This window comes from Micromonospora globispora (genome assembly GCF_003857015.1).
Lineage (GTDB): Bacteria > Actinomycetota > Actinomycetes > Mycobacteriales > Micromonosporaceae > Micromonospora > Micromonospora globispora.
Genome location: NZ_QGGF01000284.1, coordinates 1 through 12,709, shown reverse-complemented (window position 1 = coordinate 12,709; position 12,709 = coordinate 1). Strand labels below are relative to the sequence as shown.

Genomic DNA, 12,709 nt, shown 5'->3' with positions numbered 1-12,709 from the left:
CACGCGTGCGGCCGACAGCGGCTTCAGGTCGTGGTGGGCGCACCAGGTCAGGAAGACGCGCAGGTCGGACTCGGTGTGCAGCCGCGAGTCACCGCGGTAGCGACCGAGATAGGCAGAAACCGCCGCGCGGAGAACAACACGATCAGGAGAGACGACACCGGGACCGGAACCGGAAGCGGGAGAGATAGTCATACCTCACGGTGCGTCGTCAGTCACAGTCAGTGCCAGCGCCCTCCTTGCGGCAGATCCGCGCATGCAGACCTCGCTGCGGCATGCCTTTCTTCAGGGGCATCCACGGTGCGACGGCGACTGGAACCGCTTCTTTTCACCGATACAACGGCTGCTCCATGGTGGGATCGGCAGAGACCACGTCGAGGAGCGGGTCAGCGATGAGCTGGTTGACCAGCAGCGCACCGGCACCGATCCCGGCCCAGTGCGGATCGACGTCCAGGGCAACGCACCAGGCGTGATCGGCAGGCCAGACGAACGCCGGTTCCACCGCATCGAGCCGGCACTGCCCCGGCCACGCCTCGGCGGTGTCCCACGTGCCAATCTCCGCCAGAGGCCCACGGAACAGCCAATACGCGCGATGGGGCACCTCCACCTTCGGCGCCTGCAGGACCGAGGGCGAGGCACCGGACGTCGGTGCCAGTCCCGGCCGGGCGGCTGCCCGCCCGATCTGGTCCTCCAAGTTGTCGACGCCCGCGTACGCGGCATCGTCGTCGGTGACAGGCCCGGCGTTGGCGAAGCCTTCCCAGACACAGAAGTAGCAGTCGTCCGGGGTGGTGGTGCAGGCCGCCAGTAGCTCGAACAGCCTCGGCAGCTGATCTGTGCGCCAGTCCTCGGCCTCCACGTCGTTCTCGCTTTGGCCCGAGCGTACCGGATCAGGCAAGAGCCGAAGCCGCGCGTAGGCGTCCAAGCCGGCAGGGCCGAAGCACACCAGCTGCTGCCACGGCAGGGTGGTGTGGACGATCCAGTCGGCGGCCGCCAAGTCCGAGCAGAAGGTGAGAGTCACCGTCCAGTTCTATCGCCAAACCCCTTCGGCCGCATCAACCACGCCAGGCATCCCCGCGTCGAGGAGCCGGGTAATTGTGACGGCCAAAGCAGCATCAGCAGCCGCAACCTGGCACGAGAGGCACACTCCCGGCTCAGGCCCACTGTCCGCGGGCCGAACATGTTGGACTCGCCACTGGAATGCACTCAATTCGCACGACCGCGCGCCGAGCACCGCCCCGCGTCCGTCGCACCGTGACGCCCGGTCGGCGGCAGATGCACGCACGGCGATGACTGGCCGCAGTTGATGTGGCTCTCATCTCGCGTACGCCGTGCCGGTTATCGCATTGGTCAGGGACAGCAGATCTAAGTGGCGGCGCCTACGATGCCCGGCATGACGGGGACCATCGATTACGCCGGGGCAGGTCCACTGACGAGGATCGACATGATCCACGAGCCGGCGCTGGCGAATCTCCCGAGCGAGGCCGTCGAGATCTGCCGCCTTGTTCACGACCTCGTCATCCAGCCCACGGACGCGAAGGGCTTGGGCGTCCCCGACGAGCGGTTCGCCGAGAACCAGCTTCGTCCCGTCGACGACCTGATCGGCGCCCTACTGGCCCTCGACCCGGCCCCGCTGACCGTCGCACGCGACCCCGACCGGCGGGTAATCGGCACCTGCCGCCACTTCGCCGTGCTCAGCTGCGCCCTGCTGCGCTACCGCGGAATCGCGGCCCGGGCCCGCTGCGGCTTCGCCACGTATTTCCAACCCGGGCAGGGCGTGGACCACTGGATCACCGAGTACCGGCACGACGGCCGCTGGGTGCGGATCGACTCCGAGATCCTGGGCAGCTCCCTCCTGGCGAAACCCGAAAACCTCGCCGCTGGCGAGTTCCTCACCGGCGGCGAGGCGTGGACGGCCTTCCGGGACGGCCACATCGATGCCGCGCACTTCGGCGTGTACGGAACCGAAAACTGGGGGCCAGCCGAGATCCGGGGAAACGCAATCAAGGATCTTGCCGCGCTCAACAAGGTCGAGATGCTGCCATGGGACGAGTGGGGACGCATGGAGGCCTCCTACAAGGGCAAGACCGGCCCCGACTACGACGAACTCATCGACGCAATCGCCGCCGTCTGCGCCACCGACGATCCCGGAGCCATCGCGGACCTCTACGCCGCGGAGGACCTCGCAGTTCCTACCGCACTCCTGCAGTGACGCCCGCGGCAGCTTGCTGCTGCAATGCCGCCACGGTGCACTGATCTCGGCAGATCCGGTCGTTCAGCGACCGGTGAGCCGGCGCCCTGATCGCCATGAGAGTTAACGGTTCCTGGCAGAGTCTACCGATCAACACGGTCCTGCCCTCGTCGCTGCGACGCTCCTATGCCGCGTCAAGTGGCTGGGGTGGGGTTTCGAGGCGTCGGTAGAGCTCTCGGGCGATGTAGCGCTTGAGGCAGCGTTTGATCTCGCGGTCGGTCTTGCCTTGGGCGCAGCGGCGGTCGGCGTAGGCGCGGGTGCGTGGGTCGCGTTGCAACCGGCAGCGAGCGACGGTGTGCCAAGGCCCGGTTGAGCTGTCGGTCGCCGGAGCGGTTGAGCCGGTAACGGACCGTCTTGCCCGATGAGGCGGGGATGGGTGCGGTCCCGGCGAGCATGGCGAAGGCGGCGTCGTCGCGGCAGCGTCCGGGATGTGACCAGGCGGCCAGGACGCCATCTCCGCACCGGACCGGACCTTGCGTCCCCACGGTGAGAAGAGAGAACGCATGTCCATGCTGGCAGAACTGGTCGAGGTCGTCATCGGTGTCGACACGCACAAGCACACCCACACCGCCGCGGTCATCGACGCGCGCACCGGCGCGGTACTGGACCGAGCGACCGTCACCGCCGACCCGGACGGCTACGCCGAGCCGCTCGGCTTAGCCGAGCGGCAGTCGGGGTTGCGGGCCTGGGCGGTGGAGGGAACCGGCGGCTATGGTGCGGGCCTGGCCCGGCACCTGGCAGACGTCGGTGAGCTGGTCGTCGAGCTGGACCGCCCGAAGCGTCCGGCGCGTCGCGCCGGGGCGAAGTCCGACCCGATCGACGCCGAACGCGCCGCCCGCGACGCCCTCGCCCGCACCCACCTGGCGCAGCCCAAAACCGGACCCGAGCGGGCGGCGCTGCAGATGCGGCTGACCGCCCGCCGCGCGGCGGTCGAGGCCGCCACCACCGCCCAGCGGCAACTACACGCGATGGTCATCACCGCCCCCGAGGCGGTGCGGACCCCGTTTCGTGGGCAGAACACCCGCGCGATGATCAGCACCGCCGCCCGGCTGCGACCGACCGTGACCAGCGGTGATGTCCAACTCATCACGGCGCCGGCGGTGTTGCGTGACCTCGCCCGGCGCATCCGCACCCTGCAGGCCGAGGCCGCCGGGCACGAAGCGGCGATCCGCGCGATCGTGCGTTCCTGGCGCCCGGACCTGCTCGCGCTGACCGGGGTCGGCCCGATCGTTGCCGCCACCCAGGACTGTGATGAGGCACGCCAGCGGCTACTGGCGGTCAAGCTCCTGATCAGGCCAACGTCTCCCGCCGGGCCGGCGCCGGCAGCAGCAGGCGGACAAGTCGCGTCAAAGGCACCAGGCCAGTCAGACCAAGAGTCACACCCACCGCTGCCAGCTATCAGCTCACCACTGCTGAACCGACCCCGCCATGCTCACAGTCAGAGCAGAGTGACCGCGTCGCGGCGGCGATGTAGCGGCGGCCGTGCGGCGCACGATCAGAATGGTGCGGGTCCGCGGCCTGCCAACGACATCAACACCTGCGTGGCGAGTAGCTTGCGTATGCCGGTGACGGCGACTGTCCCCATCCGATCGTAGGGCAGTTCCAATTGGAGCCCTTCGACTGCGTTGCGAAGGTCTGTCGTGATCTCGTCCGGACGGAACGTGCCGCCCCAGCCGTTGAGTCCTCCGCGCTGGTTGGTACTGAGGGAAGCCATGCCGGATATGCATGCGCCGTCGACCAGGATCAGCCTCGCAGGACCCGAGTAAGTCGTCGTCATAGTCATCAACCCTTCAGGATGTAACGCCGTGCACCCCGGGTCCCGGCTGTCTGACATTCATCAGGAGGCGAGGCGTCGAGTCCGACCATGGTGTGCTCCACTTTGACCGCGACCGTACGTGCCTCGACCGTCAGGGCGGCGGCGATGCGGAATTCGGGCCCGTTAGCGATAATGGTCGATGTCTGTGTCTGTCTGGTCATGAGCCAGAGGCGCGCCTTGGGCGAGCTGACAGTCGGCCTGGGCAGACTAGCGCCCGAGGTCCGAATCGATCCAGAGAAGAGAACACGGGGGCAATGCTGAGCTGGCTCCACACCGAGATGGCCGGCCTTCTGCCGATCAGACGATTTTCGCGATGCCGTGGTGAGCGCATGAAACGCCGAACGGCGGCCCGCTGAACCAGTCGGGCCGCCGTTCGCAGAGTGTGGATCAAAGCGGGCGGATGTTCTCCGCCTGCGGGCCCTTCTGGCCTTGGGTGATGTCGAACTCCACCTTCTGATTCTCGTCGAGGCTGCGGAAGCCGCTCGCCGAGATCGCGGAGAAGTGGGCGAAGACGTCGGCGCCGCCGTCGTCCGGGCTGATGAAGCCGAAGCCCTTGTCGGCGTTGAACCACTTCACGGTACCTGTAGTCATGTCTGCTCCTTCGCAGGCTGTTAGAGACCGCACTGTGCGGACCCTTACGCCGCCGCGTTGATCACCCGCGTCGAAACGACACGAAAAACGAAAAGCGCCTGGATGGGTTTCAGATGCCCCATCAGGCGCCGGAAAACGTCTACGGAAATCAAAACTGCAACTCGGCTACCGTAGCACATGATCCGTCGTCGATCCCATGGCGGTGAGTGGACCTGGTCACTCGTCTGCTTGCCACGCCGCGTGGACGGCACGTTGACCGGGTTCACGATGGGCTAGTTGCAAGACTGGGAAGTGGCAGCGACACCGAGAATCGGCAGGTCGCGCCTGATGTGGCGTGAATTCTAGTCGGGCGCCGTCAGGACGAGCGGCCACGATGTCCGTCCACACGGGCTCGATTACTCGGCGTGGGCACCTGCCGAAGCGCTGTCTCGCTCCGAGGCGGGACGGGGGCAGGTGGGCGGATCGGCCGGCTCGCCCAGTGGTCTCGGTGGAGAACCTTGGTGTGGTTCGCGTCGTGCCCGACGCTGGTGGCCGTGCGGGGCGGCCGCACCCGCGCGATCGCCTGACATCGGAGAAGCGCCTTGAAGCAAGGTCAGGTGCGCGCACATCGGCACGTCCGGATGCATGCACGTGTGAGCTGGTTACCTTGCGTGACGAGCGCTTCGCGGCAGATCCGCGCACGAGTGGATCTACGCTTACGGCCGTGGACCGCCGCTTCTATCGTCGCCGCTGGAACGATTCGCGCGGTGACGAGTTCGACGCTTGGGGGCACTCGGTCTGGTACTTCGAAGTCGATAGCGACGGTTGGCCGGTCCGGCAGATCGAGGTGTACGACAATGGCCCGGTCCTCCGGTACGGGCCTGGGCATGAGGAAGATCGGTACGGCGGCCTCGGGCAGGCGAGCCTGGATGATCCTGACGAAGACTGGAGCACCTTCGTCATTACACGAGACGTGTTCGAACGCGTCTGGGACTCAGCTGGCGGGTAGCACCGGGCCTCGAGACCCGCGCGGATCGCGGCATGACAGGGCGGATAGAAGGCACGATGGGCGCCAGGGTCTTCGTCATGAAGACGCTGTTGGGGTCTTCCGTGTAAGAGCCGAATGGAGAGCAGAGAACGAATCCTGCCTTGGCATACAGCGCTCTCGCTGGGGCGAAGAACTCCATGCTGCCGGTCTCCAGTGAGATTCGGCGGATGTAGCGTCCTTGAGCGTCCTGCAAGAGATGCTCGAGGATCCGGGTAGCGATTCCCTGACCTCGTCGCTCCGGATCCGTTCGCATGCTCTTGAGTTCCTCATGCCCAGGCTCCAGTGCTGCGAGAGCGCCAGTTCCCACAATCTCTTCGCCAACGGAGGCGACCCACAGGCGGACGTCTGGTGTCTGCAGTCCACGGAGATCCAGTGCATGCTGGCTTTCCGCAGGGGCTGTCGGCGCGATGTCGTCAAGATGCGCCCGAAGAAACGCACCAAGGTTGGGGTCAGTGAAGTCGGCACGCTCGATACTCAGGTGCATAGTGGCATGTTGTCGGGGCCTTGTTTCGATAACGTTTCGCGCGGCCAGTGACGGGCAGCACCTCGACGCCCTGTCATCGGCAGAAGCGGATGGGTCAGCCCTCTCCGCCCGCCCCGCGTTCACAACGGGTAGCCAACGAGCCAGAGCATCGTGTCACGCATGAAGTGAAGCCACGACGTAACGCATCATGCGGAGTACGACAGACAGGGAGGCGGCAGCCGGCACTGCGGAGCCCGATAGAGAACTGGCGCATTTGGTCCTCCGTCGGCTGATGCGCGACAGTCGTCCGCCGAGTGACCTGCGACAGACGAGCGCGCCGGCGAACGATCGGGACGGCCGCATGGGGGCGTCTGGCGGCACGACGAGCGGTGGACCAGCCCGGCAACCGCCGACGAGCCGCCCAGGCCAGTGGCATTGGGCAAGTTCCCAAGCGGCGCCCATCTTCTTGGCAAAGCCGGCGTGAGCGGGCCTCGGCAAACCATGGTCGGCGATCCACGACATCTGACCGTCAGGTGCTTCGGGAAGGGGTGGGTCCGCAACCATCACCTGCTACGTCCACGGCCGGACGCTGTGGTCCGGGGCGATCCGACCGGTGCGGGTGCCCGACCAGACCGTCATGAACCCCGACGGCCCGATGTGTGACTTTCCTCGTCGACTTCGATATCGCGCCTCGCGACCAGCCGCGCCGTCGCCCGCTGAACCCGACCGCCACTATCGCCAGATCGTTATCGGCATGGATGCGAGGTTGCGCCTGGAAATAGTTGACCGTCAGGGCGCAGAACCGCAGATAGCGCGTACAGTCAACTTTGGATCGGTTCGTCAGTGTCTTTGACTGCCGGCGCCCACCGGGCGCGCTGCCCCAGATTTCGGCAGCGAGAACGCGGCACCGCCGCGTTGAGGGCCGGGCGATGCAGAGGATCCCGACCGGCACGTCGCCATCGGCGATGACCATTGCAGCGTGTCGCGGGACATGATGCCTGCCACTCGGACCTCCGGACGGGCCCGCGCAACCACCGCTTGATCCCATCGGGCGCCTCCGCGCCCGCGGACCGGCGGGACAGCCGATCCGTTGGAGGTACGACGCTCATGACCGTAACATCCGTCTATCCGGTGCGTGTGGATGCGCACCTGGACCCGCACCTGTCACGCTGGCTATGGCTGGTGAAATGGATCCTGGCCATTCCGCACTACATCGTGCTGATCCCCCTGTGGATCGCGTTCTGCGTGGTGTCCGTGATCGCGTTCTTCGCGATCCTGTTTACCGGCCGGTACCCCCGCCCGCTCTTCGAATTCAACGTCGGTGTGATGCGCTGGACCTGGCGGGTCAACTACTACGCCTACAGCGCGCTCGGCACCGACCAGTACCCGCCATTCACGCTGGCCGAAGTCCCCGACTACCCGGCGCACCTGCACGTGCCCTACCCGGAGCACCTATCCCGTGGACTGGTCCTGGTGAAGTGGTGGCTGCTGGCCCTGCCGCACCTGCTAATCGTCGGCATCCTCGCCGGCGGCGGAACCTGGCTCACCCTGAACTCCGACACCCAGAACTACAGCTGGACCGGCGGCGGCCTGATCGGTCTCCTGGTGCTCATCGCCGCGATCATCCTCGCCGTCACCGGCCGCTACCCCAACGGCCTCTACGACCTCATCCTCGGCCTGAACCGGTGGGTGCTCAGAGTCGCCGCCTACACCTCGCTGATGACCGACACCTATCCGCCGTTCCGGCTGGACTCCGGCGGCAGAGACCCCGCCACCACCGTCATCGCAACCACCGGTGAGGCCAACGGAGCGTGACGAGCCGGCCTCGACCGGTGCAAGGAACTGAGCACGACATCCGTTCGACCCCGGACCGGTTGGCGCTCCTGAGTCATCTGTCCGAAACCCAGACGCGAGAAGAGAAGTCATGGAACCAGCACAAGACCGAAATGACGCAAGTCGCCCTGCGAAGCTGAAGGTCTGCATCGTCGGGGCCTCCGGAAAACTCGGGCAATACATGGTGCGGCACGCGCTGGACCGCGGCTACGAGGTCGTCGGCGTGTGCCGGGAAGGCAGCGTGGGCAAGCTCGACGCGTTCAACGGACGTATCACCGTCATTCCGGGAGCGACAGACGACCGCGACGCCATCAGACGCGCGGTCGACGGGTGCGACGGCGTGTTGACCGTGTTGGTTCCGCGAGGGGTCAACCACTACTCGGCGGGGACGGCCCAGGCGGTGCTCGACCACGCCGAGCCGGGGGCACGTCTGGTGTTCTCGTGCGGGTGGCACATCACGCGCGATGGCCAAGACGTGTACTCGTGGAAGCTCAAAGCGCTCGTGAAGATCGCCGCTCCACTGGCGAGACTCGCTCGCTTCGCTGACATCGACGACCAGGTGGAAGCGTGCCGGCGGATCTTCGCCAGCGACACCCGGTGGACCGTTGTGCGGGGCAGCGACCTGAAGGAGGGCGACAGTCAGGGCCTACCAGTGTGGAGCAGACACGCGGGTGACCCCATTCTCAAGAGCAACATCACCCACCGAGTGGACTTTGCCCTGTTCATGGTCGAAGCCCTCACCGACGACGAGCTCGTCCATCAGGCACCGGCAATCGTCGGCCGCCAAACACCCTCGGCACTGGCCCACTCCGTCGCAGCTCGGGGCGGGTCGACATGAGACCAGCAACACCGAAAGGAGTTCCGATGACCTCCTTGCGGAAGACCGCGCTTATCGCGGGCGTGCTCTACCTGGTCACCTTCGTCTCGATTCCGACGCTGTTCCTGTACGGCCCGGTGAAAGAAGCGAACTTTGTCGTCGGCCCTGGCCCGGACACTCCGGTGATGATCGGCGGCATCCTGGAGATGATCGTGGCTCTCGCCGGCATCGGCACCGCCGTCGCGCTGTACCCGGTGGTCAAGAGGCAGAACGAAGCACTGGCGTTGGGCTTCGTCGGCGTGCGGGTCCTGGAAGCCGCCACCATCTTCGGCTGCGTCGTGAGCCTCCTGTCGGTCGTGACCTTGCGGCAGGCCGGAGCCGGAGCAGATGGGTTGGTCACCGGCCAGGCGCTGGTCGCCTTTCATGACTGGATCTTCCTCCTCGGACAGAGCTTTCTTCCGGCCGTGAACGCCCTGCTGTTGGGCACTCTGCTGTACCGGTCCCGCCTCGTGCCGCGGGGTCTTCCGCTGCTGGGCTTCGTCGGAGCGGCTCTGCTGGTGATTGCCTTCACCGCCACGTTGTTCTCCGGGGGACAGGTGTCCGCGCTGGCGGGGCTGTTCGCCATCCCGATCGCTGTGTGGGAGTTTTCGCTGGGCGTCTATCTGGTCGTCAAGGGCTTCAAGCCCTCCCCCATCTCCGCTGAAATGGAGGCTGCCGACACCCGGGCCGCCAGCCGCGTCCCCACCATCTCTGGGCAGATCATTTAACCGTCAACGACACGGCCGGGCCCACCAAGGGCCCGGCCGCTTCTAGCCGGAGCTGTCACTCATCTGTGAGGCTCGCGGTGGTGGTCCTAGGTGGACTGCTGCCAGGATCAGGGCCGGTGACCGAGGCTGACTCTTCACGCGTCTGGCCGTCTACGGCGTTGCCCTTGCCGAAAACCTCATCCGCCCAGGTGGAGCCGCTGTAAGCGGATCTTGACGGTGGCCGCAGGAGCAGGGTCCTCTCCCGACTGCCTCTCCCACCCCCGGCATGATGATCGGCTGTGCTGCTTCGACGGACCTATCTCGGTGTGACGAACGCGTTGGCGTTACTGCGGCTGCTTCCGATGAGCGACCGGGACAAGGACGTAGAGATCCTGGCGCTGCGCCACCAGATCACGGTCCTGGAGCGACATCTGGGCAAGACCCCGCCGCGGTTCTCCCCCAGCGACCGAGCGTTCCTGGCCGCCGTGCTGCACCGGCTCCCGCTCGACGTGCTCCATCGGCTCATGCTGCTGGTGCGCCCGGACACGGTGCTGCGCTGGCACCGCGACCTCCTCGCGCGCCGCCACGCCGCCAATTCCCGGCCAAAACGGCCGGGCCGGCCGCGCACCGTCCGCTCCATCCGCGCCCTGGTGCTGCGCCTGGCCCGGGAGAACCCCAGCGGGGGTTACCGCCGCATCCACGGCGAACTGCTCGTCCTGGGGATCAAACCGCCGCCTCCACCGTGTGGGAGATCCTCAACGATGCCGGGATCCACCCGGCGCCCGAGCGCACCTCCACCACCTGGGCCGACTTCCTCCACAGCCAAGCCGACACCCTGCTCGCCTGCGACTTCTTCGAGACCGTCACCCTGACCGGGACTCGGATGTACGTGCTGGCGGTCATCGAGCATGCCAGTCGCCGAATCCGCATCCTCGGCGCCACCGCCCACCCGACCGCCTCTTGGGTAGCCCAAGCCGCGAGGAACCTGGTGATGGACCTGGAGGACGCCGACCGCCGGGCACGGTTCCTGATCCGAGACCGCGACGGAAAGTTCCCCTCCCTGTTCGACACCGTGCTCAACGACGCGGGGATCGAAGTAGTGCTCAGCGGCGTCCGGACGCCGAGAATGGACGCGCTCATGGAGCGATGGGTGCAGACCTGCCGACGCGAACTGCTCGACCGCACCCTGATCTGGAACCAGCGGCACCTGCTCCACGCCCTGCACGAGTACGAGCAGTTCTACAACTCCCACCGGCCCCACCAGGGCATCGCCAACGCCCGCCCACTGCACGCGCTGCCCACCCCGATCCCCGAGCCGGACGCCACGACCCGCCTCGACATACGACGCCGCGACCGCCTCGGCGGCATCCTCCACGAGTACCGGCATGCAGCCTGACCTGGCCGGATGGCATTCTCAGCAAGCGCAGGGCTCGGCCTGGCGCGGTCATCTGGCAGAGGTCGGCTGGCGGTCGCGTTCCTGTGAGCGTCTGATCTCCGCCTCGGCTTCGGTCCGGCCGGCCCAGACCCCGCGCTCGATGTCGACGCTTTTGCCCGGCTCCAGGTCCTTGTACACGTCGAAGAAGTGTTGGATCTCCAGCTTGTGGAAGTGTTCCAGATCCGTGATGTCGCCGAGGTACGCGAGGCGGGGGTCAGCCGTGGGCACGCACAGCACCTTCGGGTCGGGCCCCTTCTCGTCCCGCATGCGGAACATGCCGATGGCCCGGCATCGGATGAGGCAGCCGGGAAAGGTCGGTTCCTGTACCAGTACCAGCGCGTCGAGGGGGTCGGTGTCTTCGCCGAGGGTGTGTTCGATGAAGCCGTAGTCGGCCGGGTACTGGGTAGCGGTGAACAGGGTGCGATCCAACCGGATCCGACCGGTCTGGCGATCCATCTGGTACTTGTTGCGTGTTCCCTTGGGGATCTCGATGGTGACGTCGAACTCCATGCGGTTGCTCCGCTCTTCGGACCTTTAGTTCGTGACCGGCTATCGGCCCGGTCGGTGATGAACACGGGCGATCTCGCTGCCGTGCGAGTGTCGAACACCGACAACGACACGGCGGGCCAGTAGCTGTAACGACTGGTTCGGCCGGGCGAACGCGGGCAGCCGAGAATGTTCCACCGCGATTGGGGACCGCCGGCATCCGACCGACGCGGGACTGCTGCGGTTAGGTCAGTTCGCCCAGGAGTGAGGTGATCAACAGAGGTAGGAGCAGGGCGAGTACCAAGAGAAGTACCCGGATGCGGCCGGCGCGGCGGCGTATCGCGCGCCAGACCGGCCCCCGTGCCGCCGGTCCAGACCGGTTGGAGCGTTCAGATCTGGACCGGCGCTGTGAGTTGTCGATCGGGCTGAAGGTGGCGGCCTTCGGTTTCCCAGACGGCTACGTCGTCGCCGTATCGTGCCAACCGTCGCGAGCGATCCCGTGGGCCTGTGACGATCACCAGCGCGGCCCCCGGGGGTGGTGAACCAGCCCAGCCGCACCGTGGCGCCGCCGACGCCGATCCGGCATGGATGCCTGTACCAGGTCGCCGGCTGCAGCGTGATCCGTTCGATCACGCCGCCGCGCTGGGCGGTGAGCGCGATGACCAGACCGCACAGTTCGACGACCGGGCCGCGCGGGGCCGGCCACCAACCGCCGCCGAGAATCGCGCGGCTGGACGGCGAGTCGGCCAGCCGCAGGCGTGCCGTTGGCGGTTCGCGGGTGCAGACCCACGTCATGCGGTCCTCGGCAGAGCGGGTCAGGAGATGCGTCCCTCCGGTACGCCGGCGCCCGGGCCGGCGGTGTCGGCGGTGGGGTCTGGACGGGTGACGGTGGCGGTGGTGTAGGGGTGCCCTGCCTGCGGGTCAGCAGCCGCACCTGGGTGATGCGCCGCATGGTGGCGTGCATGGTCACGAGCAGCACGCCGAACACTGCGGCGAGCAGCAGCGCGACTCCCATCGGCAGTTGCCCGCCCGGCGGTGGCGGTCGGGCGGCATCGACCTGACCGGGCAGTCAGGCGGACAGGTTGGCTGCCGTTCCTGGCGCGAGCTGCTCGGAACCGTCGATGATCGCCTGAGCCAGGTCGGACAGCCGCCGGTTGCGGCTGCGGGCGCCGTTGCGCAGCAGCGCGAAGGCCTCCCCCACCTCCACGTGGAGGCGCTCCGCGAGGACACCCTTGGCCTGCTCGATCAGG

16 protein-coding genes are annotated in these 12,709 nt (G+C 67.0%); 7 read left to right on the top strand and 9 right to left on the bottom strand.

Annotated elements, in window-relative coordinates; translation table 11 throughout:
* Positions 1-192 (bottom strand): hypothetical protein (locus DKL51_RS35730; RefSeq protein ID WP_221623177.1); only part of this gene is annotated, 192 nt, incomplete at its 3' end.
* Positions 193-325: 133 nt separating this feature from the next.
* Entirely contained in the window at positions 326-1,015 is a 690-nt protein-coding gene (locus tag DKL51_RS35725) for a hypothetical protein (protein ID WP_221623176.1), read from the bottom strand.
* A gap of 372 nt (positions 1,016-1,387) precedes the next feature.
* Between DKL51_RS35725 and DKL51_RS13515 the strand changes: the two genes are divergently transcribed.
* Positions 1,388-2,206, top strand: coding sequence for a transglutaminase-like domain-containing protein (locus DKL51_RS13515; RefSeq protein ID WP_109965532.1), 819 nt, complete (start codon positions 1,388-1,390; stop codon positions 2,204-2,206).
* A 173-nt stretch (positions 2,207-2,379) separates the two neighbouring features.
* Here the strand turns inward: DKL51_RS13515 and DKL51_RS13510 are convergent, their stop codons facing one another.
* Positions 2,380-2,640: a transposase gene (locus DKL51_RS13510; RefSeq protein WP_438819659.1), complete on the bottom strand. Its 261-nt coding sequence runs from the start codon at positions 2,638-2,640 to the stop codon at positions 2,380-2,382.
* A gap of 108 nt (positions 2,641-2,748) precedes the next feature.
* Here DKL51_RS13510 and DKL51_RS13505 point away from each other — a divergent pair, with 108 nt between their 5' ends.
* Entirely contained in the window at positions 2,749-3,840 is a 1,092-nt protein-coding gene (locus DKL51_RS13505) for an IS110 family transposase (protein WP_260428473.1), read from the top strand.
* A 608-nt stretch (positions 3,841-4,448) separates the two neighbouring features.
* On the opposite strand, the gene cspE is transcribed toward DKL51_RS13505, so the two are convergent.
* Positions 4,449-4,652, bottom strand: a complete 204-nt coding sequence (gene cspE / locus DKL51_RS13495) for a transcription antiterminator/RNA stability regulator CspE (protein ID WP_013283833.1) — start codon at positions 4,650-4,652, stop codon at positions 4,449-4,451.
* A 703-nt stretch (positions 4,653-5,355) separates the two neighbouring features.
* On the opposite strand from cspE, the gene DKL51_RS13490 reads away from it, so the two are divergent.
* Positions 5,356-5,640: a hypothetical protein gene (locus DKL51_RS13490; RefSeq protein WP_109965530.1), complete on the top strand. Its 285-nt coding sequence runs from the start codon at positions 5,356-5,358 to the stop codon at positions 5,638-5,640.
* On the opposite strand, the gene DKL51_RS37150 is transcribed toward DKL51_RS13490, so the two are convergent.
* Positions 5,594-6,163, bottom strand: a complete 570-nt coding sequence (locus tag DKL51_RS37150) for a GNAT family N-acetyltransferase (RefSeq protein WP_109965529.1) — start codon at positions 6,161-6,163, stop codon at positions 5,594-5,596. The genes DKL51_RS13490 and DKL51_RS37150 overlap by 47 nt on opposite strands.
* A 1,086-nt stretch (positions 6,164-7,249) precedes the next feature.
* Here DKL51_RS37150 and DKL51_RS13480 point away from each other — a divergent pair.
* From DKL51_RS13480 to DKL51_RS13470, 3 genes are all read left to right on the top strand, one after another.
* Complete coding sequence (locus DKL51_RS13480) at positions 7,250-7,957, top strand: DUF4389 domain-containing protein (RefSeq protein WP_109946149.1); 708 nt, start codon at positions 7,250-7,252, stop codon at positions 7,955-7,957.
* A gap of 109 nt (positions 7,958-8,066) precedes the next feature.
* Positions 8,067-8,813 (top strand): NAD(P)-dependent oxidoreductase, encoded by a 747-nt coding sequence (locus tag DKL51_RS13475; RefSeq protein ID WP_109965528.1) that lies wholly within the window; start codon positions 8,067-8,069, stop codon positions 8,811-8,813.
* Between the two features lie 26 nt (positions 8,814-8,839).
* Complete coding sequence (locus tag DKL51_RS13470; RefSeq protein WP_109965527.1) at positions 8,840-9,559, top strand: DUF4386 domain-containing protein; 720 nt, start codon at positions 8,840-8,842, stop codon at positions 9,557-9,559.
* A gap of 323 nt (positions 9,560-9,882) precedes the next feature.
* Here DKL51_RS13470 and DKL51_RS35720 read toward each other — a convergent pair whose 3' ends face one another.
* Positions 9,883-10,056, bottom strand: a complete 174-nt coding sequence (locus tag DKL51_RS35720) for a hypothetical protein (protein WP_207786274.1) — start codon at positions 10,054-10,056, stop codon at positions 9,883-9,885.
* A gap of 224 nt (positions 10,057-10,280) precedes the next feature.
* Between DKL51_RS35720 and DKL51_RS35715 the strand changes: the two genes are divergently transcribed.
* Positions 10,281-10,934, top strand: a complete 654-nt coding sequence (locus tag DKL51_RS35715; protein WP_243420760.1) for an integrase core domain-containing protein — start codon at positions 10,281-10,283, stop codon at positions 10,932-10,934.
* Positions 10,935-10,982: 48 nt separating this feature from the next.
* On the opposite strand, the gene DKL51_RS13460 is transcribed toward DKL51_RS35715, so the two are convergent.
* The 3 genes from DKL51_RS13460 to DKL51_RS13455 form a co-directional block, all read right to left on the bottom strand.
* Positions 10,983-11,483 carry an inorganic diphosphatase gene (locus DKL51_RS13460; RefSeq protein WP_109946153.1) on the bottom strand — a complete coding sequence of 167 codons (501 nt, stop codon included), beginning with the start codon at positions 11,481-11,483 and terminating at the stop codon, positions 10,983-10,985.
* A gap of 249 nt (positions 11,484-11,732) precedes the next feature.
* Positions 11,733-12,254, bottom strand: a complete 522-nt coding sequence (locus DKL51_RS37145) for a DUF5994 family protein (protein WP_221623175.1) — start codon at positions 12,252-12,254, stop codon at positions 11,733-11,735.
* A gap of 274 nt (positions 12,255-12,528) precedes the next feature.
* Positions 12,529-12,709, bottom strand: a 181-nt coding sequence (locus tag DKL51_RS13455) for an ANTAR domain-containing protein (RefSeq protein WP_148097783.1), incomplete at its 5' end; no start/stop codon positions are given.